The sequence below is a fragment of the Massilia timonae CCUG 45783 genome (genome assembly GCF_000315425.1).
Classification (GTDB): domain Bacteria; phylum Pseudomonadota; class Gammaproteobacteria; order Burkholderiales; family Burkholderiaceae_D; genus Telluria; species Telluria timonae.
Genome location: NZ_JH992922.1, coordinates 220,966 through 245,929, shown reverse-complemented (window position 1 = coordinate 245,929; position 24,964 = coordinate 220,966). Strand labels below are relative to the sequence as shown.

At 66.4% G+C, this 24,964-nt stretch carries 21 protein-coding genes; 13 read left to right on the top strand and 8 right to left on the bottom strand.

Annotated features, from left to right (window positions below):
- Positions 1 to 47: 47 nt before the first annotated feature.
- Both HMPREF9710_RS00945 and HMPREF9710_RS00940 read left to right on the top strand, forming a co-directional pair.
- Positions 48 to 476 (top strand): YgiW/YdeI family stress tolerance OB fold protein, encoded by a 429-nt coding sequence (locus tag HMPREF9710_RS00945; RefSeq protein WP_005663010.1) that lies wholly within the window; start codon positions 48 to 50, stop codon positions 474 to 476.
- 58 nt (positions 477 to 534) lie between these two features.
- A complete protein-coding gene (locus HMPREF9710_RS00940; RefSeq protein WP_005663009.1) occupies positions 535 to 3,834 on the top strand; it encodes a DEAD/DEAH box helicase in 3,300 nt (1,099 codons plus the stop codon).
- Here HMPREF9710_RS00940 and HMPREF9710_RS00935 read toward each other — a convergent pair.
- Positions 3,815 to 4,357 carry a hypothetical protein gene (locus HMPREF9710_RS00935; RefSeq protein WP_005663008.1) on the bottom strand — a complete coding sequence of 181 codons (543 nt, stop codon included), beginning with the start codon at positions 4,355 to 4,357 and terminating at the stop codon, positions 3,815 to 3,817. The two genes, HMPREF9710_RS00940 and HMPREF9710_RS00935, sit on opposite strands and share 20 nt — an antisense overlap.
- 45 nt (positions 4,358 to 4,402) lie before the next feature.
- Positions 4,403 to 5,308, bottom strand: coding sequence for a LysR family transcriptional regulator (locus HMPREF9710_RS00930; protein WP_005663007.1), 906 nt, complete (start codon positions 5,306 to 5,308; stop codon positions 4,403 to 4,405).
- A gap of 157 nt (positions 5,309 to 5,465) precedes the next feature.
- Between HMPREF9710_RS00930 and HMPREF9710_RS00925 the strand changes: the two genes are divergently transcribed.
- Complete coding sequence (locus HMPREF9710_RS00925) at positions 5,466 to 6,215, top strand: SDR family NAD(P)-dependent oxidoreductase (RefSeq protein WP_005663005.1); 750 nt, start codon at positions 5,466 to 5,468, stop codon at positions 6,213 to 6,215.
- A 57-nt stretch (positions 6,216 to 6,272) separates the two neighbouring features.
- Here HMPREF9710_RS00925 and HMPREF9710_RS00920 read toward each other — a convergent pair whose 3' ends face one another.
- Together HMPREF9710_RS00920 and HMPREF9710_RS00915 are read right to left on the bottom strand one after the other, a co-directional pair.
- Positions 6,273 to 6,779, bottom strand: coding sequence for a host attachment protein (locus HMPREF9710_RS00920; protein WP_005663003.1), 507 nt, complete (start codon positions 6,777 to 6,779; stop codon positions 6,273 to 6,275).
- Positions 6,780 to 7,208: 429 nt separating this feature from the next.
- Positions 7,209 to 8,111, bottom strand: a complete 903-nt coding sequence (locus HMPREF9710_RS00915) for a hypothetical protein (RefSeq protein ID WP_005663000.1) — start codon at positions 8,109 to 8,111, stop codon at positions 7,209 to 7,211.
- Positions 8,112 to 8,234: 123 nt separating this feature from the next.
- On the opposite strand from HMPREF9710_RS00915, the gene HMPREF9710_RS00910 reads away from it, so the two are divergent.
- The 10 genes from HMPREF9710_RS00910 (at position 8,235) to HMPREF9710_RS00865 (ending at position 20,591) form a co-directional block, all read left to right on the top strand.
- Positions 8,235 to 8,774, top strand: a complete 540-nt coding sequence (locus HMPREF9710_RS00910; protein WP_005662998.1) for a hypothetical protein — start codon at positions 8,235 to 8,237, stop codon at positions 8,772 to 8,774.
- Between the two features lie 106 nt (positions 8,775 to 8,880).
- Positions 8,881 to 11,142, top strand: a complete 2,262-nt coding sequence (locus HMPREF9710_RS00905; protein WP_005662995.1) for an alpha,alpha-trehalose-phosphate synthase (UDP-forming) — start codon at positions 8,881 to 8,883, stop codon at positions 11,140 to 11,142.
- Positions 11,139 to 11,927 carry a trehalose-phosphatase gene (gene otsB, locus HMPREF9710_RS00900; protein WP_005662993.1) on the top strand — a complete coding sequence of 263 codons (789 nt, stop codon included), beginning with the start codon at positions 11,139 to 11,141 and terminating at the stop codon, positions 11,925 to 11,927. Before HMPREF9710_RS00905 ends, otsB begins: the two co-directional genes overlap by 4 nt.
- Positions 11,924 to 13,750: a glycoside hydrolase family 15 protein gene (locus HMPREF9710_RS00895; protein ID WP_005662991.1), complete on the top strand. Its 1,827-nt coding sequence runs from the start codon at positions 11,924 to 11,926 to the stop codon at positions 13,748 to 13,750. Before otsB ends, HMPREF9710_RS00895 begins: the two co-directional genes overlap by 4 nt.
- 315 nt (positions 13,751 to 14,065) lie before the next feature.
- Positions 14,066 to 15,202 (top strand): non-hydrolyzing UDP-N-acetylglucosamine 2-epimerase, encoded by a 1,137-nt coding sequence (gene wecB / locus HMPREF9710_RS00890; protein ID WP_174348339.1) that lies wholly within the window; start codon positions 14,066 to 14,068, stop codon positions 15,200 to 15,202.
- Positions 15,186 to 16,466, top strand: coding sequence for a UDP-N-acetyl-D-mannosamine dehydrogenase (gene wecC, locus HMPREF9710_RS00885; RefSeq protein WP_005662988.1), 1,281 nt, complete (start codon positions 15,186 to 15,188; stop codon positions 16,464 to 16,466). Before wecB ends, wecC begins: the two co-directional genes overlap by 17 nt.
- Positions 16,467 to 16,487: 21 nt before the next feature.
- Positions 16,488 to 17,699: a TIGR04063 family PEP-CTERM/XrtA system glycosyltransferase gene (locus HMPREF9710_RS00880; RefSeq protein WP_005662986.1), complete on the top strand. Its 1,212-nt coding sequence runs from the start codon at positions 16,488 to 16,490 to the stop codon at positions 17,697 to 17,699.
- Positions 17,699 to 18,871, top strand: a complete 1,173-nt coding sequence (locus HMPREF9710_RS00875; RefSeq protein ID WP_005662984.1) for a glycosyltransferase family 4 protein — start codon at positions 17,699 to 17,701, stop codon at positions 18,869 to 18,871. Before HMPREF9710_RS00880 ends, HMPREF9710_RS00875 begins: the two co-directional genes overlap by 1 nt.
- A 78-nt stretch (positions 18,872 to 18,949) precedes the next feature.
- Positions 18,950 to 20,131 carry an MGDG synthase family glycosyltransferase gene (locus HMPREF9710_RS00870; RefSeq protein WP_005662983.1) on the top strand — a complete coding sequence of 394 codons (1,182 nt, stop codon included), beginning with the start codon at positions 18,950 to 18,952 and terminating at the stop codon, positions 20,129 to 20,131.
- Positions 20,124 to 20,591, top strand: coding sequence for a hypothetical protein (locus HMPREF9710_RS00865; RefSeq protein WP_005662981.1), 468 nt, complete (start codon positions 20,124 to 20,126; stop codon positions 20,589 to 20,591). Before HMPREF9710_RS00870 ends, HMPREF9710_RS00865 begins: the two co-directional genes overlap by 8 nt.
- Here the strand turns inward: HMPREF9710_RS00865 and HMPREF9710_RS00860 are convergent.
- The 4 genes from HMPREF9710_RS00860 to HMPREF9710_RS00845 all read right to left on the bottom strand — a co-directional run bounded on the left by HMPREF9710_RS00860 (position 20,540) and on the right by HMPREF9710_RS00845 (position 24,855).
- On the bottom strand, positions 20,540 to 21,280 hold the full coding sequence (locus HMPREF9710_RS00860) for an HAD family hydrolase (RefSeq protein ID WP_005662980.1): 741 nt from the start codon (positions 21,278 to 21,280) through the stop codon (positions 20,540 to 20,542). The two genes, HMPREF9710_RS00865 and HMPREF9710_RS00860, sit on opposite strands and share 52 nt — an antisense overlap.
- Positions 21,281 to 21,476: 196 nt before the next feature.
- A complete protein-coding gene (locus HMPREF9710_RS00855; RefSeq protein ID WP_005662979.1) occupies positions 21,477 to 23,918 on the bottom strand; it encodes a vWA domain-containing protein in 2,442 nt (813 codons plus the stop codon).
- Between the two features lie 19 nt (positions 23,919 to 23,937).
- Positions 23,938 to 24,189, bottom strand: coding sequence for a hypothetical protein (locus tag HMPREF9710_RS00850; protein WP_157225401.1), 252 nt, complete (start codon positions 24,187 to 24,189; stop codon positions 23,938 to 23,940).
- A gap of 33 nt (positions 24,190 to 24,222) precedes the next feature.
- Positions 24,223 to 24,855 (bottom strand): cohesin domain-containing protein, encoded by a 633-nt coding sequence (locus HMPREF9710_RS00845; RefSeq protein WP_005662976.1) that lies wholly within the window; start codon positions 24,853 to 24,855, stop codon positions 24,223 to 24,225.
- Between the last annotated feature and the right edge of the window lie 109 nt (positions 24,856 to 24,964).

Genomic DNA, 24,964 nt, shown 5'->3' with positions numbered 1-24,964 from the left:
CTGCCCAGGACGCAGGCGAACCCAACAGACCAGACAAAGGACCGACCATGAAACGCTTCTTCCAATTCTCTTGCATCGCCGCATTGTTCGCCGGTTCGGCCGTCGCCGTCGCCCAGAATGGCGCGGCGCCTGCCGCCGCTCCCGCGGCAGTCGCCGCACCGGCCGCCAAGCCGGCGCCATCGGGCTATACCGGCCCGTCCGGCGCCCCGCTGATGACGGCGAAAGACTTGCTGGCCAAGGGCAAGGACGACCAGTACGCGCGCCTGAAAGGCAAGCTGACCAGCCACAAGGGCGACGAGGACTATGAGTTCACCGACGCCAGCGGCAAGATCACCGTCGAGATCGACGCCGACCGCTTCCCGCAGGGCGTGACGGTCGACCACAACACCCTGGTCGAGCTGACCGGCGAGTTCGACAAGGAGATGTTCGGCGAAGCAAAGCTGGACGTCGAGCAGATCAAGGTCGTGAGCAACTGAGTCCCCATGCGGCAGGCGTGGGCGATAATGGCGGTTTGACCGCCACGCCACGCCGCCCATGTACTACGATCACGCCGACCTGACGCGCAACTTCGACACCGGCACCCTGCAGCGCGGGGAAGATGTCGCGCGCAAGGGCAAGGTGCGGATGGCGCGCCGCGACGGCGACCGGCTCGTCGGCGAAGTCGGCGGCAGCGGCGGCGAACTGTATCGCCAGACCATCCGCTTCCGCGCCGAGCGGGGCGGCATCGGCTTCCAGGGCAGTTGCAGCTGTCCCATGAGCTATAACTGCAAGCATGTGGTTGCCGTGCTGCTGACGGACCTGGATGCGGTGGCGGCTGCCAGGTCGCCGCAAGCGGTAGCCGCGCTGACCGAGCGCTGGCTGCAGCAGCTGGCGAGCTTGCCGGCCGCCGTGGACGCATCTTCCGGCGGCGCCTCCGAATCGGACCTGGCCTGGGTGCTGGCGCCCGACCCGGCCACGGGCGCGCCGCGTCTGCACGTGCGCCTCGCGCGCCGGCGCAAGAACGGCGATATTTCCACCACCCTCCCGATCAACGATATTCATGCAATGATCGGCTCCCCGGCATTGCCTGGCGAAGAGGAATTCCTGCGGCTGTTCGTGGCGTTGAAGGCAGGTCGGGTGGTCGCCAGCGGCGCCGCGCCATCGGGGCCGATCGGCGCGCAGTTGCTTGGGCGCTTGTGTAGCGCGGGAAGGCTGCTGTTTGGCTGGTCGGACGACGACATGCGGCGGGGGAGGGTCTATCTCATGCGGCCCGGGCCGCGGCGCCAGGCGAGCCTGTGCTGGCGATCCGCCGAACAATTCGGCGATGCCGTGACATTGGGCTGGCAGTTCGACGATGCCGGCGCGCCAGATGCGGTGCTGCCGACCGACCCGCCGTACTACCTCGAGGATGACATGCTCGGCGAGCTGGCCTTGCCGCCGTCGCTCGCGCAATTTCCTCCGGCCTTGCTGGTGAGCGTGGCGGCCGAGGCGCCCGCGCTGCACCCCGAGCAGCGCGCCGGCATGGCCTTGCGCCTTGCCGATCTCGGCCTGGACCGTTTGGTGCCGCTGCCACAGGCAATCGAGACGCGGCGCCGCAGCGACATCGTCCCCATCCCCTGCCTGCTCCTCGACAGCGGATATACCGACCCGGGCCGGGACCTGATCTGGCATGACTACGCGATTCCTTATTTCGAGTACGACGGCTGCAGCACGGACGGTGTGGACGAGCCGGTCCTGCGCACGGTGGAGGATGGCGTCGTCCAGCTCATCGAGCGCGATCTCGCCGCCGAAGCGGCGGCCGCCGCCGTGCTGGCCGATCTCGGTTTCCGCGCGCCGCCAGCCGGTTCCCCGCTGGGCGAGTTGCCCGATGCGCTGCAACTGGACGACGAAGCGGCCTGGGTCGCTTTCGCACGTCGTGATATCCCACGCCTGCGTGCGGCCGGATGGGAGATCGATTTCGATGGCAACTACCGCTACGACCTGGCCGAAGTCGACGACTGGTATGCGGAGCTCGACGAAGAAGGCGAGGGCGGCAATGGCTGGTTCTCGCTCGAGCTGGGCATCGTCGTCGGCGGCGAGCGCCATGCCGTGTTGCCCCTGCTGGTGCAGATGGTGCGCGCCGCGCCGCGCGACTTCACCCCGGCGGCGCTGGCCGCGCGCGGCGACGAGGAACACCTGCTGGTCGAGCTGGACACCTTCGAGCGCGTCGCCCTGCCGTGGGGTCGCGTCAAACCGATCCTGACCACCTTGGGCGAGCTGTACTTCGGCGAGCGCCTGGGCAATGGAGTGCGCCTGCCGGCCATGGATGCCGCGCGCCTGGCCGAACTGGAGCGCGCCGCGCGGCTGCGCTGGATCGGTGGCGAGCGCCTGCGCGAGCTGGGCCGCAAGCTCGACAGTTTCGGCGGCATCCAGGCGGTCGCGCCGCCCGCGGGCTTGCAGGCGTCCTTGCGGCCCTACCAGCTGGGCGGCCTGGCCTGGCTGCAGTTCCTGCGCGAATACGGCTTCGGCGGCATCCTGGCCGACGACATGGGGCTGGGAAAAACCGTCCAGACCCTGGCCCACATCCTGCTCGAGAAAGAGGCCGGGCGCCTCGATGCGCCGGCCCTGGTCGTGGCGCCGACCAGCCTGATGCCGAACTGGCAGGCCGAGGCGGCGCGCTTCGCGCCCGGCCTGCGGGTGCTGCTCCTGCACGGCAAGGAGCGCGCCGCGCAGTTCGACGCCATCGGCGAGCACGACCTGGTGCTGACCACCTATGCCCTGCTGGGCCGCGACGAAGACGCGCTGCGCCGGCACCGCTACCACCTCTTGATCCTGGATGAGGCGCAGTACATCAAGAACAGCCGCACCAAGGCGGCCCAGGCCGCACGCCTGCTCGACGCGCGCCATCGCCTGTGCCTGACCGGCACGCCGGTGCAGAACCACCTGGGCGAACTGTGGTCGCAGTTCAACTTCCTGATGCCGGGCCTGCTGGGCGACGAGCGATCGTTCAAGGCCGATTACCGCAGGCCGATCGAGCAGGGCGGCGACGTGCAGCGCAAGGATTTCCTGGCGCGGCGCGTGAAACCCTTCATGCTGCGCCGGACCAAGGACAAGGTGGCCACCGAGCTGCCGCCCAAGACCGAAATCGTGCTGCCGGTCGAGCTGGGCAGCGCGCAGCGCGACCTGTACGAGACGGTGCGGGTGGCGATGGACCGCAAGGTGCGGGCCGAGATCGACCGCAAGGGACTGGCGCGCAGCCACATCGTGATCCTCGAGGCCCTGCTCAAGCTGCGCCAGGTATGCTGCGATCCACGCCTGATCGAACCAATGAGCGTGACCGGCTCGGCCAAGCTCGATACGCTGATGGAGTTGCTCGACACCTTGACCAGTGAAGGCCGCAAGGTGCTGGTGTTCTCGCAGTTCACCAGCATGCTGGCGCTGGTCGGCGCCGCATTGCGCGAGCGCGGCACCGACTTCGTCGAGCTTACCGGCAGCACGCTCGACCGCGCCGCGCCGGTCGCCGCCTTCCAGCAGGGGCAGGTAGGGGTGTTCCTGATCAGCCTGAAGGCCGGCGGGGTAGGGCTCAACCTGACGGCGGCCGACACCGTCATCCATTACGACCCCTGGTGGAACCCGGCCACCGAGAACCAGGCCACCGACCGCGCCTGGCGCATCGGCCAGCAGCAGCCGGTCTTCGTCTACAAGCTGATCGCGCGCGGCACGCTGGAAGAAAAAATCCAGGAGCTGCAGTGGCGCAAGGGTGAGCTGGCCGATGCGGTGCTGAGCAATGAGGAAGAGACCGAACTGGCGCCGGGTCTGCAGGCGGACGACTTGCGCGCCATCTTTTCCCTGGATGCTAGTCCTGCACCACGCTGACGCGCGCGAAGCGCAGGTTTTCGAACACCTTGATGCGCCCCGTCAGCGGCCACCAGTCGTACAGGAAGATCTGGGCCGGCCGCCACATCGCCACCCAGCCGATGATGGTCAGGCTCTCGCGCGCGATCCTGGCGAAGTGACCGCTGGAAAACGTCTCGATGGCTGCCGCCAGCAACAGGCAGCTGACGACGAAGGCCACCCCGATCGCCAGGCTGATGCGGCCCTGGCGCAGCAGTTGCTTCAGCTCGCCGCGCACCAGTTCCACCTTGTAGCCGTAGTAGTTATGGATCGCGTCCGCGACCATGTCGCCAGCCTGTCCCACTGGCGGCAACTGCTCGACGTGGATGTTCAGGTGCAGGAGGCTGGCCGGCGGCAGCGACAGCGCCCAGTTCTCGATGTAGGCCTCGCAGGCGTGGTCGAGGTCCTTGTTCAGGAATGGCGCCGGATCGAGCGAATTGAACAGCTGCTGCAGTTCGCGCACGCGTAGCTCGAGCGTGTGGGTGGGTTGTTCACTGATGTGCATGCGGCAAGCGTACCGCAGGGCATCACCATGGGCAACCGCGGACGCTCATCCACTGACACGCTGCGGGAAGCGCTCCGTCAGCCAGTCGATGAACACGCGCAGGCGCTGCGTCAGGTGGCGGCTCTGCGGGTACACCACATGGAACGGAAAGCCGGCCGGGCGCCAGTCGGCCAGGATCTCGACCAGCGATCCATCCCGCAGGTGCTTGCCGGCGCAATAGCTGAAGGTCTGGACGATGCCCAGTCCGGCCACGGCGGCGGCCAGGTACGCATTGCTTTCATTGATGCCGACCCGGTGCTCCACCTTGATTTCCACGCTCTCGCCGCCGCGCGCGAACCTGAACGGCAGGGCGCGGCCATTCGTGGTCAGGACATAGCTGACCAGGCGATGGCCGTTTTTCAGCTCGTCCGGATAGGCCGGCGTGCCGAACTGCTTCAGGTAGGACGGCGCCGCGCAGGTGACCATCGTGGCCCGGCCGATGCTGCGCGCCACCAAGGACGAGTCGTTCAGCGCGCCGCCGCGGATGACGCAGTCGACGTTGTCGGCGATCAGGTCCGCGGCCCGGTCAGAGACGCCGAGCTCGATGCGGATGTCGGGATAGCGCGCCAGGAACTCGGGCAGCGCCGGCAGCAGCACGTCACTGGCCGTCGACGAGCCGATGTCGATGCGTAGCTGGCCACGCGGCTTGCCGCGGGCGATATCGAAGGAGGTGTCGATCTCTTCCAGGTCGGCCAGGATGCGCCCTGTCTTCTCGTAGTAGTCGCGTCCCTCCGGCGTGACCGTGACGCGGCGCGTGGTCCGCTGCAGCAGCCGCACACCGAGGTGCGTTTCCAGTTCGCGCACCAGCTTGCTCAAGGTGGCGTTCGGCATGTTCAGCGAATCGGCGGCGCGGGTGAAGCTGCCGGCTTCCACCACGCGGCCGAAGGCGCGCAGGGCGAGTAACTGGTCCAAGAGTGTCCTTCCCGAAAAGAGATCCCATTATCTACGTGTGTAAATAATGTATTTCACTTTTCAGGATTTATCAATAAACGAGCGGTCGTTAAAGTTCATCCATGCCTTCGCGACGCGACAGGCACACAACGGACCCCGACTACTGAAAGGACATACCATGAACACCCAACTGAACGGCAAGATCGCCCTCGTCACCGGCGGCACCACGGGCATCGGGCTGGCGACGGCGCGCGAATTCGCGGCCCAGGGCGCGCGCGTCTACGTCACCGGCCGTCGCCAGAACGAGCTGGACGCCGCGGTCGAGGCGATCGGCCCGGCCGCCACCGGCATCCGCGCCGATGCGTCGAGCCTGGCCGACCTCGACAAGGTGTATGCGCAGATCGCGCGCGACGCGGGGCGTCTCGACATCCTGTTCGCCAATGCCGGCGGCGGCGACATGATGCCGCTCGGCGCCATCACCGAAGAGCACTTCGACCGCATCTTCGCGACCAATGTGCGCGGCCTGCTGTTCACCGTGCAGAAGGCGCTGCCGCTGCTGGTCGACGGCGGCGCGATCGTCCTGACCGCGTCGACGACTTCGGTGCAGGGCACCGCGGGCTTCAGCGTCTACAGCGCCAGCAAGGCGGCGGTGCGCAACTTCGCCCGCTCGTGGGCGATGGACTTGAAGGAGCGCGGCATCCGCGTGAACGTCATCAGTCCCGGTCCGATCCGCACCCCGGGCCTGGGCGGGCTGGTCGACGACGCCGGCCGCCAGGGCCTGTTCGACCACCTGGCCGCGCAAGTGCCGATGGGGCGCCTGGGCGAGCCGGAAGAAATCGGCAAGGCCGTGACCTTCCTGGCCTCGAACGCCGCCAGCTACATCAACGGCATCGAGTTGTTCGTCGACGGCGGCATGGTCCAGGTCTGAGGCGCCATGCAAAAGGCCCGCCACCGGGGCGGGCCTTACGTCCGGCGCGGCGACTGCTTACGCCGACTTGTCCTGGTGCGCGTCGAGCTGCGCGCGCAATTCCTGGCCGTTCGAACGCGTGTAGTCCTTGTTGACTTCGCGCTTGATCAGCGATTTGAGCTGCGGGTCGATGGTCGAGCGAAGCACGCCCAGGAATTCGGGCGACGCCGATACCACCAGCTGTTCGAAGCGGCCGGCCTGGTGTGCCTGCTGCAGGTAGTTCGACACATCCTTGGCGAATTTCTGCGTCTCGTGCTCGGTCGGCGTGACGGCCGGCTGGTAATCGTTGCCTTGCGCGCCGGCAGGCGCGGCATGCTGGAATCCGCCGCCTTGTCCGCCGCCGATATTGTGGCCGCTGTTCTGCGCGGAACGCGGGCTCATCTTGTCGGTGACAATGTCCAGCTCGCGCTGTTGCGCGGCCGGATTGACCAGGTCTTCGACCTCTTGCAAGGATGCCGCGTTATCGGCGTCGGAAAAGATGCGTGCACGGCCGGCATTGGCTGCGATCGTCCAGGTTGTTGGCATATTACCCCCTGTAAAAATGGTGTGATGGCAATCGCCCGCTACATCGTCCCGATAATGTTGAGCCAGGACTTCTGCATGGCGACAAGTGATGATTCAGTATAGCCCTGCGTGAAAATGCCCGGCGCACCGCCTTCTCTGGCGTGCGTGACTTGCTCCATCGAAACAGGCGCTAAATCAATTTCCTTGGGGCGTGCTGTAGCTAACCGACCGTACTGTTCGTGCGCGGCATCATGAATCCATCGTCAACAAGCATTGGAAGGAGTTCATCATGGGTAAGTATTTCATCGGTTGGCTGCTGGGTATTCCTGCTGTCGTGCTCGTTATCCTGTACTTCATTTTCGGCTGACGCATGTTGGTCGCACAAAAGAAAACGCCACCGTCCAGGTGGCGTTCTCTTTTGTGTGTCCGGCGAATGGGTCGTGGCAAACGTCAGGGCAGGGCCGGTTCCGGGACTTTCTCGGAAGCCAGCTGTTCCGCCGCGATGTCCTGCAGGGCGGCGGCGGTGCGCGCGTCGATGCCGATCTCGCGCGCGATCGCGTCGCCGGCGCCGAGCGAGCGCGGATCGCGTCCAGTGATGCTGCCGAAGATGGTCAGCGCTTCCAGATAATAGCCATGGGCGCTGCCATGATAGGCGTCGTCTCCCCATAGGTTGACCTGGCCGGCGGGTATGCCGTGATAGGGATTGGCGGCGGCCACGCCGCTGGCGATCGCGCGGTTCCATGCTTCGCCGACCGGAATCACGCCGCTGATGAAGCGCGAAGCGGCATGGGCCGCGTCATGGCCGCGGCGCACGTCCAGCGCCATCTGCCGGATCGGCTTGCCGTACCAGACGCCGCTCGGCAGCCAGGTCTGGTCGGCGCGCGACCAGGTTGCGGTCAGGCGGACGTCGACCTGCGGATTTTGCTGGTGGAAAGCCTGGGCCAGCAGGCCGCTGTAATGGATCAGCTTGGCGGGGTCGCCGGGCGCGTCCTGGTCCAGCGTGCTATACCCTTGCAGCAGCACGATATCCCACGGTTTCACGATGAGGCCGTGGCGCTGCTTGTAGTGGAAATCGAGGCCGGCGCCGCCTTCCGTTTCCAGGCTCACCTCGTAGTCCAGTCCCGCCTGCTCCGTCATCGCCTTGAACAGCGCCGGCACGCCGCCGATCTTCGTGCCGTTCAGGTCGCTCACCGTGTGCGGGCGGAAGCCGTTGACCGCCGGCGCGCCGGCGCCGTAGGTAAAACTGTTGCCGACGAAGAGGATGGTGGTGGCGCAGGCCAGCGGGGAAAGACTCATTGCGGAGATGGCGAAGAGCAGGGCGCCGGTGCGGCGCACGGTAAGGGAAACGGACATCGTGATCCTATCTTGCATGTGGGAGATGTCAGTGTGCAAGGAATATAAGCGAGGAAGCAAGCAGGATTTTTGCAAGCCCTGCCGTGTTACTCTTGCTATTCGTTCAATAACAACCGGAATCCAATGAAAGCCATCCTTCCCGTCATTGCCGCCGCCACCCTGATCGCCGGCTGCGCCGCCACCCCGGCCCCGAGCGATTCGCGCGATCAGTTCATGGCGACGCTGCAAGGCATGTGCGGCCAGCGCTTCGAAGGTGCGCAATCGTATGCGGTCGACCCGAACAATGAATTCGCCGGCAAGAAGATCTCGACCCAGGTCCATTGCAGCCCGACCGACATCCGCATGCCGGTGCAGGTCGGCGAAGACCGTTCGCGCACCTGGATCTTCACCAGGCCACAAGCCGGACTGGAACTGCGCCACGATCACCGCCACGCGGACGGCACGCCGGACAAGGTCACCATGTACGGCGGCATGGCGAAGGAGGGCGGCACCGCGCGCTCCCAGGCGTTCCAGGCGGACAAATACACCGCCGACCTCGTGCCCGGCGCGGAAACGAACGTCTGGACCGTCAGCCTGAGCGAGGATGGCAGGACCCTGACGTATCGCCTGGAGCGCCATGCCAGGCCGCGCGCCGAATTCGTCCTGCAGCGCGTACCGGGATAAATGGTGAATCTGGCCGTATGTTGCAGTGCGCAACGTTGCGACGTGATAATTTGCAAATAGCTATACTCAAGCGGTCGGCGATGTCGTCCTATCTTGAAGGAGCTTCATGCGGTTCAGATCGGTACAACTATCCATGCGCTTCATCGTCCCGCTGGCCCTGGTGCTGGCGCTGTTCGGTTATTTCGCGATTCCATGGATGGAAAATCTCACCGTACGCTGGTTCGTACGGGATCTCGATACGCGTTCCCAGCTGGTATCGAGCACGCTGCAACAGCCGCTGCTCAACTATCTTGAGGACAATGATTCCGCGCGTATCAACGACGCGTTCAGCCGTGCGATCCAGGACGAGCGCCTGTATGCGCTCGCCTTCTGCGATCCCGACGGAACCCTCCGCTACAAGACCGATACCTACCCGGAGTCCCTCGGCTGCCGCCAGGGCGCCAATGCCGCGGAGGGCGAGGACGCCAATCCGGTCGTGCGCCTGCCGCGCGGGCCGGTCCATGTCTCGAGCCGTGAGCTGACCCAGGACGGCGTTTCCGCCGGCCGCCTGATCCTGGTGCAGGACATGAGCTTCATCGAGCGGCGCAGCGAAGACACCAAAAAATACATCGTCGGCCTGTTCGTCGTGCTGGCGGGCGCCATCTCCCTGATCACCGTGCTGATCGCGCACCTGAGCTGGCACGGCTGGCTCAACGGCGTGCGCGAGATGCTGCGCGGCGAGCTGTCGCCGCGCGCGTCGAAGGACATGCCGCCGGAAATCGCGCCGCTGGCCAGCGAACTGCGCGCACTGCTCAACGAATACAACCGCGACCTGCAGGGCAGCGGCGTCGAATCCCAGACCTGGGGCGCCGACACGCTGAAGACCTTGCTGAACCAGGACCTGGCGGGCGACGAGATCCTGGTGGTATCGAATCGCGAGCCCTACATTCACGTCAACACATCCAATGGCGTCAAGGTGCAGCGCCCGGCCAGCGGCCTGGTGACGGCGGTCGAAGCGGTGATGCGCGCCTGCTCCGGCACCTGGATCGCGCACGGCGCCGGCTCGGCCGACCGCGCCACGGTCGACGCCAACGACCATGTGCGCGTGCCGCCCGAGAATCCAAGCTACACCTTGCGCCGGGTCTGGCTGTCGAAGGAAGAAGAGCAGGGCTATTACTACGGTTTCGCCAACGAAGGCCTGTGGCCGCTGTGCCATATCGCCCACGTGCGGCCGGTGTTCCGCTCGTCCGACTGGGCCGAATACGTCAGGGTCAACCAGCGCTTCGCCGACGCCGTGATCGCGGAGGCGCGTTCCGACAACCCGGTGGTGCTGGTGCAGGACTATCACTTCGCGCTGCTGCCGCGCATGGTGCGCGCTGTGCTGCCGAAGGCCACCATCATCACCTTCTGGCACATCCCCTGGCCGAATCCGGAATCGTTCGGCATCTGCCCGTGGCGCGAAGAGATTCTCGACGGCATGCTGGGCAGCACGATCCTCGGCTTCCACACGCCGTTCCACCGCAAGAACTTCCTCGACACCGTGGACCGCTACCTCGAGACCCGCATCGAGAACGAGGCCTCGACCGTCAGCTACGGCAACGAGCTGACCCAGGTGAAGCCATATCCGATCTCGATCGCCTGGCCCGAGCCCGTGCCAGGCGAGTGCGACGTGGCGGCTTGCCGCGCCGAGATCCGCCAGGCGCTGGCGTTGCCGGCCGACCAGCTGCTGGGCATCGGCGTCGACCGCCTCGATTACACCAAGGGCATCGTCGAGCGCTTCCAGGCGGTCGAGCGCATGCTCGAGCTGCATCCGGAAATGGTCGGCAAGTTCACCTTCGTGCAGATCGCGGCGCCCACCCGCTCCTCGCTCGACGAATACCAGAACTTCGAAGCGCGGGTGCGCGCGCTGGCCCAGCGCATCAACCAGCGCTTTTCCAGCGGCAGTTACCTGCCGATCATCCTCAAGACCGAACACCATGAACAAGCACAATTGCGCACTTATTTCCGCGCTTCCGAGGTGTGCAGCGTGACTAGCCTGCACGATGGCATGAACCTGGTGGCGAAGGAATTCATCGCCGCCCGCGACGACGAACAGGGCGTGTTGATCCTGAGCCAGTTCACCGGCGCCGCGCGCGAGCTGCACGAGGCGCTGATCGTCAACCCGTATCACATCGAAGAGGGCGCCGAGGCGCTGTACCGCGCGCTGCGCATGCCGCAGGACGAGCAACGCGAGCGCATGCGCAGCATGCGCGTGCGGGTGCGCGACTTCAACGTCTACCGCTGGGCCGGCCGCATGCTGCAGGACGCGGCCCGCCTGCGCCAGCGCGAGCGCGTGCGCTCCAGGATCAATTCGCTGAGCCAGAACCGGGTACGCAAGGGGGACGCATGACTGGACATATGAATGCGACCATCCTGACCAACGAACAGGCGGCGCTGGACCTGCTTGCCGCGCCCGATTGCGCGCTGTTCCTCGACTTCGACGGCACGCTGGTGGACATCGCGCCGCGCCCCGACCAGGTGGTCGTGACGCCCGGGTTGCTGGCCTCGCTGGCGGCGCTGCAACAGCGGCTGGACGGCCGGCTGGCCATTGTCTCCGGCCGCCCGGTCGCCGAACTCGACCGGCTGCTGGCGCCCCTGGTGCTGCCGGCCGCCGGCGTGCACGGCATGGAGCGGCGCGGCGCCGACGGCGTGCTGCGCCAGCTGCCCGCGCCGGACTTTACGGCAGTGCGCACCCAGGCGCAGGCGCTGGCGGCGCGCCATCCCGGCCTGTGGGTCGAGGAAAAGCATGGCGCGCTGGCGCTGCACTATCGCCAGGCGCCGGAACTGCAGGCGCTGTGCGTCGAGACCATGGCGGACGCGGTGCGCAGCAGCCCGGGCCTGCTGCTGATGGAAGGCAAGATGATCGTCGAGATCAAGGCGGCCGGCGTCAGCAAGGGCACGGCGATTTGCGACTTCCTGGCCGAGGCGCCGTTCCTCGGCGCTCAGCCGCTGTTCATCGGCGACGACACCACCGACGAAGCGGGCTTCGATCACGTGCAGCGCGTCGGCGGCATCGGGCTCAAGGTCGGGCCGGGGCCGACGGCGGCCAGCTGTCGCATCGCATCGAGCCAGGCCGTGCGCGATGCGCTGGCGCATGCCGCCGCCACGTCAACCATAGGAAAGGATTCAGCATGAACGATGTTTCCCAGCAGTGCTCGTCGACCGCAGTGAACGACGCGCCAGGCTCCCTCGATTGCGGCGTGGTCGGCAATTGCGCCTTCAGCGCCATGATCGACCGCATGGGCCGCGTGGTGTGGTCCTGTCTGCCGCGCTTCGACGGCGATCCGGTATTCAACGCCTTGGTCGACCCGAGCGAGAACGGCAGCCTGTGGAGCATCGAGCTCGAGGACGTCGTGCGCAGCGAGCAGCACTATGAACCGAACACGGCGGTGCTGCGCACCTGCCTGTATGACGGCGCCGGCAACGGCATCGAGATCACGGATTTCGCGCCGCGCTTCCTGAGCCGCGACCGCATGTTCCGTCCGCTGATGCTGGTCCGGCGCGTGAAACCGCTCGGCGCCGGCGTGCGCGTGCGCGTCAAGCTGCGGCCGCGTTTCGAGTACGGCGCCAGGCAGCCCGAGATCACCCAGGGCAGCCACCATATCCGCTACATCGGGCCGGACCAGACGCTGCGCCTGAATACCGACACTTCGCTCAGCTATGTGCTGGCCGAATCGTTCTTCCTGCTCGACCGGCCGGTGAATTTCATGCTGGGGCCGGACGAGACCCTGGCCGACGGCATCGACGACACCGCCCACCGCTTCGAGAAGGAGACGATCGGCTACTGGCGCACCTGGACGCGCCGCCTGGCCTTGCCGCTCGAATGGCAGGACGTCGTGATCCGGGCCGCGATCACGCTCAAGCTGTCGCTGTTCGAGGACACCGGCGCCATCATCGCCGCCATGACCACCAGCGTCCCGGAAGCGCCGGGCAGCGAGCGCAACTGGGACTACCGCTTCTGCTGGCTGCGCGACGCCTTCTTCGTGATCCGGGCCCTGAACAGCCTGTCCGAGGTCGGGACCATGGAAGACTACCTGCGCTGGCTGAGCAATGTGGTGGCGCGCGCCAAGGGCGGCCACATCCAGCCGCTGTACGGCATCGGCCTCGAGGAGCAGTTGCCCGAATCGATCGTCGAACACCTGCCGGGCTACCGCAACCACCGTCCGGTGCGCATCGGCAACCAGGCGCAAGAACACTTCCAGCACGATGTGTACGGCAATATCGTGCTCGGCGCGGCCCAGGCCTTCTTCGATCACCGCCTGTTCCGCCGCGCCGGCCATGCCGAATTCCGTCTGCTGGAGGCGGTGGGCGAGCAAGCCTTCCGCGTGTGGGCCGAGCCCGACGCCGGCATGTGGGAACTGCGCACCCGCGCCCGCGTGCACACCTCGTCGGTGCTGATGAACTGGGCCGCCTGCGACCGCCTGGCCAAGATCGCCGACGTGCTGGAGCTGCCGGAGCGCGCCGCCTTCTGGGCCGAGCGCGCCGAACTGATCCGCAATCGGCTGCTGGAAGAAGCCTGGAGCGAAGAGCGCCAGGCCTTCGCCGAGAGCCTGGGCGGACGCGACCTCGATGCCAGCGTGCTCCTGATGGCCGAGATCAATTTCATCGACCCGAAAGATCCGCGCTTCGTCGCCACCGTCGACGCGCTGGAGAAATCGCTGTGCGACGGCCCATATATGCGCCGCTACGAAGCGCCCGACGATTTCGGCGTGCCCGAGACCGCCTTCAATATCTGCACCTTCTGGCGCATCGATGCGCTGGCGCGGATCGGGAGGACGAAGGAAGCGCGCGAGGTGTTCGAGGCGATGCTGGCGGCGCGCAACCACCTGGGGCTGCTGTCGGAAGACACGCATCCGGTCACCGGCGAGATGTGGGGCAACTTCCCGCAGACATATTCGATGGTCGGCCTGATCAACTGCGCGATGCGCTTGTCGAAATCGTGGAATAGCGTCGTCTAGCGGAGCATGGTCAAGTTATTAATGGCACAGCTGCTGTATCGTTGTGCTATTGACCACAAAAATTGATTATTTTATTTCCAACGGATGCGTTAGTATCGCAGGTGTCTTTACGCCTGGAGGCCGCATCCGGTGGGGCGAAAAGGGGGTATGAAGCTTTCCGATAGGAACGCACGATTGAAATTCGCATCAGATTGCTTGATGTATAATTTCCTGGTCAAAAAATTATCCATCAGGAAACATAACGCCGTTGACATCCTATCAGTATGCGCACGGGCGTTTGCCGCCTCCGATCGTCTCACGACAGCAATCAATCAGATGACTATTAAAGTTCTCACCGTTTTCGGGACGCGACCGGAAGCAATCAAAATGGCTTCCGTGGTGCGCGTACTGTCCGAATCGCCCGACGTCGACGTCAAGGTCTGCGTGACCGCCCAGCACCGGCAAATGCTGGACCAGGTATTGAGCCTGTTTTCGCTCACCCCCGATTTCGATCTGAACCTGATGACCCCGGGCCAGGACCTTTCCGATATCACCTCGAAGGTACTGACCGGCATGCGCGGCGTGCTGCGCGAGTGGCGTCCGGATGTCGTCTTTGTTCACGGCGATACTACCACGACCTTTGCGACCAGCCTCGCCGCGTATTATGAGCGGATACCGGTGGGCCACGTGGAAGCGGGCCTGCGTACCGGGAATATCTACTCGCCCTGGCCCGAGGAGGTCAATCGCTGCCTGACCGGCGTGATCGCCAGCCTGCATTTCGCCCCGACCGAGCACGCGCGCCAGAATCTGCTCAATGAAGGCGTGCCGGCCGCGAACATCTGCGTCACCGGCAATACCGTGGTGGATGCCTTGCTGGACGTCGTCCATCGCCTGGAAACCGACACCCAGCTCAAGCGCGAGATGGAAGCCCAGTTCGATTTCCTCGACAGCAAGAAGAAGCTGATCCTGGTGACCGGTCACCGGCGCGAGAATTTCGGCGACGGCTTCGAGAACATCTGCCGCGCGCTGGATGAAGTGAGCCGCATGCCGGACGTCGAGGTGCTGTATCCGGTGCACCTGAATCCCAACGTGCAGGAACCGGTGCAACGTATCCTGAAGGGCAACCCGAACGTGCACCTGATCGATCCGGTGAGCTACCTGCCTTTCGTCTACCTGATGAACCGCGCGGCGATCCTGCTGACCGACTCCGGCGGCATCCAGGAAGAGGCGCCATCGCTCGGCAAGCCGGTCCTGGTGATGCGCGACACCACCGAACGTCCCGAAGCCGTGGCGGCCGGCACCGTGCGCCTGGTCGGCACCGGCATCGATTCCATCGTCGGCGGCATCCGCACGCTGCTGCAAGACCCGGCCGAATACGAGCGCATGAGTTCGGCCACCAATCCCTACGGCGACGGCACCGCCGCGACCCGCATCCTTAACTTTTTAAGAGAAAAACATGAGCAGCACCTTTGATACTATCTCGATGATCGGTCTGGGTTACATCGGTCTCCCAACCGCTGCAATGTTCGCGTCCCGCAAGAAGAACGTCATCGGCGTCGATATCAACCAGGATGCGGTCGACACCATCAACAGCGGCCAGACCCACATCGTCGAACCCGACCTGGACATGATCGTCGCCGCGGCCGTCAACCAGGGCTATTTGAAGGCGTCCACCACCGTGCAGCCGGCCGATGCCTTCCTGATCGCCGTGCCGACGCCGTTCCGCGGCAACCACGAACCCGACGTCAGCTACGTCGAAGCGGCGGCGCGCTCGATCGCGCCGGTGCTCAAGAAGGGCGACCTGGTCATCCTCGAATCGACCTCGCCGGTGGGCACCACCGAAAGCCTGGCCAAATGGCTGGCCGAAGAGCGCCCCGACCTCAAGATTCCGCTGGGCCCGAACGACGAAGCCGACATCAACCTGGCCTACTGCCCCGAGCGCGTGTTGCCGGGCAAGGTGATCCACGAGCTGGTGTCGAACGACCGCATCATCGGCGGCATCACCAAGGCCTGCTCCGAGCGCGCCATCGCGCTGTACCAGACCTTCGTGCAGGGCGAGTGCATCGAGACCAACTCGCGCACGGCCGAGATGTGCAAGCTCACCGAGAACTCCTTCCGCGACGTGAACATCGCCTTCGCCAACGAACTGTCCGTCATCTGCGGCAAGCTCGGCATCGACGTGTGGGAACTGATCGCGCTGGCCAACCGCCATCCGCGCGTGAACGTGCTGCGTCCGGGACCGGGCGTGGGCGGCCACTGCATCGCGGTCGACCCGTGGTTCATCGTGCACAGCGCGCCGGAACAGGCCAAGCTGATCAAGGCGGCGCGCGAAGTCAACGACTACAAGCCGCACTGGGTGCTGGACAAGGTGCGGGAAGAAGTCGAGAAATACCTGGCCGCGAACCCGGAGCGCAAGGAATCCGACGTCACCATCGCCTGCTTCGGCCTGGCCTTCAAGCCCGACATCGACGACCTGCGCGAAAGCCCGGCGCTCGACATCGCCGCCGAGATCGCGAAAACGCACAGCAGCCGCGTGATCGTGGTCGAGCCGAACATCTCGGCGCTGCCGGCCAGCCTCGACAAGGGCGAGCTGCGCACGCCGCAGGATGCGCTGGCGCGTTCGCAGATCGTCGTCATGCTGGTCAATCACAAGCCGTTCCTGGCGCTCAAGGAGTCGCTGTTCGCCGACAAGGTGATCATCGACACCTGCGGCTACCTCAGCGCCACCGGCCGCTAACGCTCGTAAAAGGATTCCGTCATGCGTGTTCTCCACGTCCTGGATCATTCGATTCCGCTGCACAGCGGCTACACCTTCCGCACCCGATCGATCCTGCGCGAACAGCGCGCGCTGGGCTGGGAGACCTTCCACGTGACGGGCTCCAAGCAGAACTCGGGCGACATGCGCGAGGAAACGGTGGACGGCCTGCATTTCTACCGCACCCCAAGCGCCGCCGGCGCGCTGGCCAAGCTGCCGGTGCTGAACCAGAAGCAGGTGATCGACGGCCTGGTGCGCCGCCTGTCCGAGATCATCCCGCAGATCAAGCCGGACGTGCTGCACGCCCACTCGCCGTCGCTCAATGCGATCGCGGCGCTCAAGGCCGGTAAAAAATTCGGCATCCCCGTGGTGTACGAGGTGCGCGCCTTCTGGGAAGACGCCGCGGTCGACCACGGCACCTCGACCGAGGGCGGCCTGCGCTACCGCCTGACGCGCGCGCTGGAAACCCATGCGCTCAGGCAGGCCGACGCCGTCACCACCATCTGCGAAGGCCTGCGCCGCGACATCGTGGCGCGCGGCATCCCGGCCGACAAGATCACGGTGATCCCGAATGCCGTCGACATCGACAAGTTCGCCGTCGGCGGCGTGGCCGACCAGGACCTCAAGACCAAGCTCGGCCTGCAAGGCGCGCGCCTGATCGGCTTCATCGGCTCCTTCTATGCCTACGAGGGCCTGGACATCCTGCTGCGCGCGGTGCCGGCGCTCACCGCCGAGCGGCCCGACCTGCGCGTGCTGCTGGTTGGCGGCGGTCCCGAAGACGCGCGCCTGCGCCAGCTGGCCAAGGATTTGAATATCGTCGACAAGGTGGTGTTCACGGGCCGCGTGCCGCACGAGCAGGTGCAGATGTACTACGACTTGCTGGACGTGCTGGTCTACCCGCGCCTGTCGATGCGCCTGACCGACCTGGTCACGCCGCTCAAGCCGCTCGAGGCGATGGCCCAGGGCCGGGTGCTGGCGGCGTCCGACGTGGGCGGCCACCAGGAGCTGATCGTCGACGGCAAGACCGGCGTGCTGTTCAAGGCCGACGATCCGCAGGCGCTGGCCGTCAAGGTCGGCGGCCTGATCGACGCCCAGGCCGAATGGCCCGCCCTGCGCGCGGCCGGCCGCGAGTTCGTTGAAAGCGAGCGCAACTGGAAAGCCAGCGTGGGCCGCTACAAGAGCATCTACGGCCGCCTGACCGGAGCCGCGGCCTGATGAAGATCCTGACGTTCAGCACGCTGTTTCCGAACAGCGAAAAGCCCGGCCACGGCATTTTTGTCGAAACCCGGCTGCGCCACCTGGTCGCCAGCGGCCAGGTCGAGGCGCGCGTGGTGGCGCCGGCGCCGTGGTTCCCGTCGAAGAACCCAAGGTTCGGACAGTATGCGCGCCAGGCCAAGGTGCCGCGCCGCGAAGTGCGTCACGGCATCCAGGTCGAGCATCCACCCTACCTGGTGGTGCCCAAGATCGGCATGAACGTGGCGCCGGCGCTGCTGTTCCAGTCGGCCAAGGGCACGATCGCGCGCATGATCGACGAGGGCTATGATTTCGACCTGATCGACGCCCATTATTTTTATCCGGACGGCGTGGCGGCGGCCATGCTGGCGCGCTACTTCAACAAGCCGTTCGTGATCACGGCGCGCGGTTCGGACATCACGCTGTTCCCTAAATTTCCGCTGCCGCGCAGGATGATCCACTGGGCCGCCAGCCGCGCCGACGGCATCATCACGGTGGCCAATGCGCTGCGCGACGAGGTGATTGGCCTGGGCATCGACCCCGCGCGCGTGGTCGCGCTGCGCAACGGCGTCGACCTGGAGCTGTTCCGCCCGCCCGAGCAGCGCGAAGAAACACCGTTCACCCTGGTGACCGTGGGCCACCTGGTGCCGGTCAAGGCCCAGGAACTGAGCATCGGCGCCTTGCCCATGTTGCCCGGCGTGCGCCTGGTGATCGCCGGCGAAGGCCCGAACCGGGGCATCCTCGAGAATCTCGTGCGCGAGCTGAAACTCGAGGATCGCGTCACCTTCCTGGGCGCCGTCTCGCAGCAGGAGCTGCGCGTCCAGTACGGCAAGGCCGACGCGATGGTGCTGTCGTCCAGCCGCGAGGGCTGGGCCAATGTGCTGCTCGAATCGATGGCTTGCGGCACGCCTGTCGTGGCCAGCCGCGTGTATGGCACGCCCGAAGTCGTGGCGGCGCCGGAAGCGGGCGTGTTGATGAACGAGCGTACCTCCGAGGGCGTGGCCGAAGCCGTCAACCGCCTGCGCGCCAACTACCCCGATCGCGCCGCCGTGCGCCGCTACGCGGAGCGCTTCAGCTGGGACGACACCACCGCCGGCCAGCTGCGTTTGTTCCGCTCCATCCTCAAGCAGGGCGAGTCGCTGGCCCTGGCGTAATGGTGCACCCCGCCGTCATGGGCGGGTCATATTTCGCGATTACATTCGCCTGCATACCGTGACCCGAGGGGCGTGTGCATGAGGCAGGGCGATTTTCAACAAGGCATTGCTGGGAAAAAAATCCTCTTGCTCAGCGTGCCCGCCGGCGCCGGCCACACCCGGGTTGCCGAGGCGATCCGTTCCCGCGCGGCCGCCGACCATGCCTGCGTCAGGGTGATCCACCTGGACGCGATGGCCTTCGCCGCGCCGCGCCTGCGCAAGGTCTACACCGACTTTTATCTCTTCCTGATCGGCCGCGCACCCGGCCTGTGGCGCCACGTGTACCGGCTGACCGACGAGGCCAATCCGGACGGCTGGCTCAACCGCCTGCGGCGCTGGGTCGAGCGGCGCGATTGCCGCCTGCTGGCCGCCGAAATCGCCGCGCTGGCGCCGGACGCCATCGTTTGCACGCATTTTCAGCCGGCCGAGATCCTGTCGCAGCAGATCGCGGCCGGCAAGCTGGCCTGCCCGGTGTGGGTCCAGGTGACCGACTTCGACCTGCACCGCATGTGGATCCACCCGCACGTCGCCGGCTATTTCGCCGCCAACGACGAGGTGGCGTTCCGGATGCGCGAGCAGGGCATCCCGGCGCATGCGGTCCATGTGGCCGGCATTCCGACCATGCCGGCGTTCTCCCAGGCGCATGACCGTGAAGAATGCGCCCGTGAGCTCGGCCTCGATCCCGCGCTGACGACCTTGCTGCTGATGGGCGGCGGGGCCGGGCTGGGCGGCTTGAGCCGGGTGGCGGAAAAACTGTTGTCCATCCCCGGCGACTTCCAGCTGATCGCCCTGGCCGGCAAGAACGCGGCCGAGCTGGCGGCCCTGCAGCGGCTGGCGGTGCGCTATCCGGGGCGGCTGGCGCCGCAAGGCTTCACCGACCGGGTCGAGCGCCTGATGGCCTGCGCCGACCTGGTGGTGACGAAACCGGGCGGCGCCACCAGCGCCGAGTGCCTGGCGATGGGACTGCCGATGATCGTGAACGCGCCGATCCCGGGGCAGGAAGAACACAACGCCACCTACCTGCTCGAGCAGGGGGCGGCGCTCAAGGCATCCGACCTGGCCACCCTCGAATACCGGGTGCGCCACCTGCTGGCGCATCCCGAACGGCTGCAGGCCATGGCGGCCCGCGCGCGGGCGCTGGGCCGGCCGCACGCCGCGATGCAGGTGCTGGAAACCGTGTTGATGCAGTGCGAACGCAAGAGTGAAGAGGCTTATGCTTGAATTGTCGGAGGGCGGCAGGGTCGTATCGATGGTGGGTGCGGTGCTGGTGGCGGCCTACCTGTTCGCGCGGGTGGAGGTGGAAATCGAAGGCGAAGCCGGGTGGGCGGCGAACCTGCCGACCTGGCGTATCGAGCAGCATCCGCTGCTCGACATCTTCATGGGCGGGCGCGCGCTGACCGGCTACCATCTGTGGATGTTCGCCTTCATCGGCCTGATCTTCCACTTCCCGCTGTTCTTCATGGGGCAGTGGTCATGGAAGCTGGAAGCCTGCGCCGCGGCCTCGATCATGCTGTTCTGGATCGTCGAAGACTACCTGTGGTTCGTCATCAACCCGGCCTTCGGCTGGCGCCGCTTCAAGCAGGAACTCGTGCCCTGGCATAAGCACTGGGCGTTCGGCGCGCCGGTCGACTACTGGATATTCGGCGCCATCAGCCTGCTGCTGTTCTGGTACGGCGCCTGAGCCAGCACGCCCAGGTCGAGCGCGTGCCGGATCCGGCAGCACAGCTCGGCCGAGCTGCGCGAGATCAGCTCATGCGGGATCTCGAACCTGGTCGTCAGCCGGTCGTGGCATTCGAAGCCGTAGGAGACCATGAACGGGTGCATGCCGGTGCTGACCGCCGCCATGAAGTCCTTGTGTTCGTCGCCGCAGATGAAGGCGCGCGCCGGGTTGACGCCGAACTGTTCGCGCGTGGCGCGGAACTGGGCGGTCTTGGTGTCCTTGAGGGGAATGTGGACCAGGAAGTCGAGTTCGGCGATGTCGATGTCGTGGCGCAGGAACAGCTGGCGCAGGGTTTCCAGCGGTTCGATCGTGACGTTGCGCGTGACGATGCCGACCGTGATGTCGGGCGCGGCGATCAGTTCGCGGATCAGGTCGGCGATGCCGTCGTACAGCCGGGCTTCCTGCCGGTAGATGCCGGTGAGGGTGTCGATCAGCTGGGCGCGACTGTTCTTGCGCAGGTTCTTGCGGACGATCGACGGGAATTCCTTCAGCCCGCCCATGTACTTGAGCAGCTTGTGCCGCTTCTGGAAGCGGGTTTCGTCGCCGATCACCAGCCCATGGTGGGAGAAAGCCGCTTCGATGGCGGCGAAGGCATCGATGGTGGTGCCGTCCGCATCGAGGATCAAGAGCTTCTTGTCGCTTTTGTACATGATGTCTTCGCATCCGGTAGCGTTGGCCGGTCCGGCGTGAACACGTGCCGGAGCTCACTGTTGACCATCATCCGCCTGCGTCATGACAGGCGTGTGACAACCGGGGGAAAACGGCGGGCCGATGTTTTCCGGACACAGGCACGGGCGCCAGCTCAACGGCGCGCCGCGGCGCTGATCGCCGCGGCCATGCGCGTTGCTATTGCCGTGCGCACGATGGACGGGTGCAGGCCAGGCTGACCTTGCGTGCATCCAGCACGGTCACGCGGCCGTCGCGGTCCATGTCGCGCGGGTCGGCGTCGCCGGAAGCGGACTGGTTGCGCGCCACGAACACCAGCTGGGCATCGTCACGGTCGACGTCGCCGTCGCCATCGACATCGCCCGCCAGTGTCGCGGCGCGCACGACCTGCGTGAACACCGTGCCATTGGCCGACGACGCTCCCGTGACCGCCAGCGAGACGGCATTGGTCGTGCCCACCGGCGTGGCGGCGGGGATGGCGATCCGCACGTCGACGAAGGCGGACCCGTTCGGTCCCAGCACGAGGCTGCGGGGATAGTCCTGGACGAATCCGCGTTCGTCGGTGGCGTTCACGGCGAAGGTGTCCTGGGCGCCCAGATTCGTCACGCGGAAGCGCACCGCGTAGCTTTGTCCCGGGCTGAAGGCGCCGAAGCCGCCGCCCAGCGTCTCGACCTTGACGGTCCGGCCCAGGAACACCGGCGGATGGATGCGCTGGAACGCGTCTCCCGTGGCCAGGCGGCCGCTCACCATGACGCGGAACGGCTGCGTGGGCAGCACGAAGTCCGCCAGGAATTCGTCGGGCATGGTCTCTCCGGCGCGGCGCGTGGCGGGCAGCTGGGCGATGGTGTCGCCGGCCTCGTTCACCAGCGCGAATTGCGCGGTATTGAATGCGCCGAGCACCGTCGCGCGCGCCTGCTGGGTGGCGCGTGCGAGCGGCTGGCTCTTGATCGGGTACAGGCCTTCGTGGCCTTCGCGTCCGCGCGTTTCGACGAACTCGAACCGGTTCAGTTCCAGGGGGCTGTCGCCCGACACCGAGACGTCGTAGTTGCCGACGCCGGCCAGCGCCAGCCGCCAGTTGCCGGCGGCGGGCGCCGTCAGGGCGATCAGCTTGCCACCCGTCAGGGTGGTGATCGTCACGCCCGCCGTGCCGCCGACCACCTCGCGGCCGGCCGGATCGAACAGGCGCGCGCTCGCACTGGCGTCGACCGCGACCGATACCTGAAGGCTGCGCAGCGTGCGGTCGACCGGGAACTGCAGGTTGCGCGCACCGCCGACCATGCCCTTGGCGGCCAGCAGGGATTTTGGGCTGGCGCTAACGTAGGGCATCACCAGGCCGAAGACTTTCTCGGTTTCTTCGGCCGTGCGCTGCAGCGCGTACAACTGGCCGCCGGTCTCGGCCGCAATGGTGTAATAGGCCGGATCGATCGGCGAACACGAGCCGAAGGTAAAGAAAGTGACGGTGATGTCCTTGGCGTTGGCCTGGGTGACGACGTTGCCGGACAGCGCGGCGTCCTTGGCCGAGGCATCGGTGAAGACATACAGCTGGGAGCCGTTCGGCGCGGCGTTGACCGCGCGCAGCGTGCCGGCCATGGACAGTTCCGGACAGTCGCCGCCGCCGGCGGCGGACAGGGCATTGGCGCGCGCCAGCAGCGCCGCGGCGTCGGCCGTGACGAAGGCGGCGCCGACCTCGGGATCGCCGAAATTGACCAGCAGGTAGCGGTCGGGCTGGTTGGGGCTGGTGCGCACCGTCTCGACGATCCGGGCGATGGACGACTTGACCCCGGCGATCACGCCGCCCATGCTGCCGGTATCGTCGACCACGAAGCCGACCGCGCCGCGCACGTCGAGGAAGGCGCGGATCGCCTTGTCGTTGCCCGCGACGCCGGGCGCCGCAAGGATCTGGCGGATCAGGCTCTCGGTCGCGTCCACCGCGGCGGCGCGCGCGGGCGCGTGGCCGGCGCGGCCCGGCGCATCCTTGTGGATGCCGGGGTCGAGCAATAGTCCATGGTTGCACTTGCCTTCGGGCGGCGCCAGGAAGGGATTGAAATAGCCGGTCGTCGGGAAACTCAGGCCAAAGGCGGCCAGGGTGCCGGAGCCGATCGACGACAGGCCGCGCTCGCAGGTGTCCTGGCTGGGGGCCAGGCGTGGGATCACCGTGGTGCCCAGGCCCGGCTGGCCGCCGGAAATATTGATCCAGTTGCTATGCGAGAAAAAATCCTGCAGCGTGTGCAGCGCCCGGCCGACCTGGCGGCGCGCGCCTTCGCCATCCGGCTCCGGCGCGGCGAGCAGGCCGATCGTCGCATTCTTGATCGCGATGATGCGCTGCGAACATTCCGGCAGCAGTTCGTCGTCGCAGTGGGCGGTGGGCACCGACAGCTCGCCGCGCGAGGAGACGATCTCGTCGACGCCGGCCGTGCTGTCGCGTACTTCCAGGATGGCGCGTTCGGAAAACCGGTAGGTGTTGCCACCGGGCGCCGGGACGCTGATCCGGGTCAGCGCGTCCCTGACGATGCCGACATGGCCGAACTCCTGGGTCGGCTTGAAGGCGATCGCCGCCGGAATGGCGACGATGCCGACCAGCAGGACCGCCAGGCCCGCCAGCTTCAGTTTTGCAGATTGCATTCCATCTCCCGAGCGAGGTTCATCGAAAACCAAGAAACGACATCAGGTCCACCCACCCCTGCCGCGCCAGCGCGATGGCGACCGCCGCATACAGCAGCGGCAGCGCCGCCAGCGCGGCGCTGCGCCAGGCGTGCAGGCTTCCTTCCATGAGGGCGCGCAGCAGCAGCGCCAAGGCCAGGACGGCAGTCAGCGCCAGCACCCCGATGACCACGAAGGGCGCCTTGTCGTTACCGGAACAGCGGGCGTACAGCACGCCCACCAGAAGCAGCAAGGGCGCGGCCGCGGCGAGCCGGTGCGCCACGCGTCACAGGGCGGCGCGTCGGCCGCGGCTCGATGGACGGCGGCCGGGGGCCAGGATGGCGCCCAGCATGAGCAAGGCCAGCGTGGACGGCTCCGGGACAGAGTTGGCCGTGCCGATGTCGACGACGGCGCCGTGGACGGCGCTGACGGCGATGGCCTCGCCGAATCCGTCGCTGAGCAGCAGGCCCGGCGCCGTCAGCAGGTCGAAGTCGATCGACACGGCGCCAGGCGCGAGCGCCGTAAACACCAGTCGCGCAAGCGGGAACACCCCGGGCTGCAAGCCGATCAGGGCCGCGTCATCCAGCAGCGATACCGCCGCGAAGTCCGCCCGGCCTGCGCCGAAGAGTGCGTGGGTCAGCTGGTCGGCATCGACCTCGCCCAGGTGGTGGCCGAACTCGGCACTCACCGGCGCAACCAGCGCCGGATCGAATACCAGGTCGAGGTCGAATGCGGCCAGGGCCTGGGCCGGCCCCAGGTCGCCGACCATGACGTCGAGGGAGAATTGCTGCCCCACCGCGACCGCGGCGCTCGACAGCGAGGTCGTCAGGACCGCGGCGCCGGCGGGGGCGGCAAGCGCGACGGCGCACACCAGCAGTGCTGCGGTCGTGCGCATGATTCTTGGGAGTACCGAAGCCATGGTCGAATGTCCTTGTTGAGATGAGAGAAGCAGGCTGGATCCATCATCCCGGATGCATGAGACCTTGTCTTTTTGTTAGCGCAAGAAGTTGGCGATTCGTCCATGGCGC

Bases quoted from the DNA above. Each gene is read 5' to 3' on its own strand.
- HMPREF9710_RS00945 (WP_005663010.1), top strand. From the start codon at position 48: ATGAAACGCTTCTTCCAATTCTCTTGCATCGCCGCATTGTTCGCCGGT.
- HMPREF9710_RS00940 (WP_005663009.1), top strand. From the start codon at position 535: ATGTACTACGATCACGCCGACCTGACGCGCAACTTCGACACCGGCACC.
- HMPREF9710_RS00935 (WP_005663008.1), bottom strand. From the start codon at position 4,357: ATGCACATCAGTGAACAACCCACCCACACGCTCGAGCTACGCGTGCGC.
- HMPREF9710_RS00925 (WP_005663005.1), top strand. From the start codon at position 5,466: ATGAACACCCAACTGAACGGCAAGATCGCCCTCGTCACCGGCGGCACC.
- HMPREF9710_RS00920 (WP_005663003.1), bottom strand. From the start codon at position 6,779: ATGCCAACAACCTGGACGATCGCAGCCAATGCCGGCCGTGCACGCATC.
- HMPREF9710_RS00915 (WP_005663000.1), bottom strand. From the start codon at position 8,111: ATGTCCGTTTCCCTTACCGTGCGCCGCACCGGCGCCCTGCTCTTCGCC.
- HMPREF9710_RS00910 (WP_005662998.1), top strand. From the start codon at position 8,235: ATGAAAGCCATCCTTCCCGTCATTGCCGCCGCCACCCTGATCGCCGGC.
- HMPREF9710_RS00905 (WP_005662995.1), top strand. From the start codon at position 8,881: ATGCGGTTCAGATCGGTACAACTATCCATGCGCTTCATCGTCCCGCTG.
- otsB (WP_005662993.1), top strand. From the start codon at position 11,139: ATGACTGGACATATGAATGCGACCATCCTGACCAACGAACAGGCGGCG.
- HMPREF9710_RS00895 (WP_005662991.1), top strand. From the start codon at position 11,924: ATGAACGATGTTTCCCAGCAGTGCTCGTCGACCGCAGTGAACGACGCG.
- wecB (WP_174348339.1), top strand. From the start codon at position 14,066: ATGACTATTAAAGTTCTCACCGTTTTCGGGACGCGACCGGAAGCAATC.
- wecC (WP_005662988.1), top strand. From the start codon at position 15,186: ATGAGCAGCACCTTTGATACTATCTCGATGATCGGTCTGGGTTACATC.
- HMPREF9710_RS00880 (WP_005662986.1), top strand. From the start codon at position 16,488: ATGCGTGTTCTCCACGTCCTGGATCATTCGATTCCGCTGCACAGCGGC.
- HMPREF9710_RS00875 (WP_005662984.1), top strand. From the start codon at position 17,699: ATGAAGATCCTGACGTTCAGCACGCTGTTTCCGAACAGCGAAAAGCCC.
- HMPREF9710_RS00870 (WP_005662983.1), top strand. From the start codon at position 18,950: ATGAGGCAGGGCGATTTTCAACAAGGCATTGCTGGGAAAAAAATCCTC.
- HMPREF9710_RS00865 (WP_005662981.1), top strand. From the start codon at position 20,124: ATGCTTGAATTGTCGGAGGGCGGCAGGGTCGTATCGATGGTGGGTGCG.
- HMPREF9710_RS00860 (WP_005662980.1), bottom strand. From the start codon at position 21,280: ATGTACAAAAGCGACAAGAAGCTCTTGATCCTCGATGCGGACGGCACC.
- HMPREF9710_RS00855 (WP_005662979.1), bottom strand. From the start codon at position 23,918: ATGCAATCTGCAAAACTGAAGCTGGCGGGCCTGGCGGTCCTGCTGGTC.
- HMPREF9710_RS00845 (WP_005662976.1), bottom strand. From the start codon at position 24,855: ATGGCTTCGGTACTCCCAAGAATCATGCGCACGACCGCAGCACTGCTG.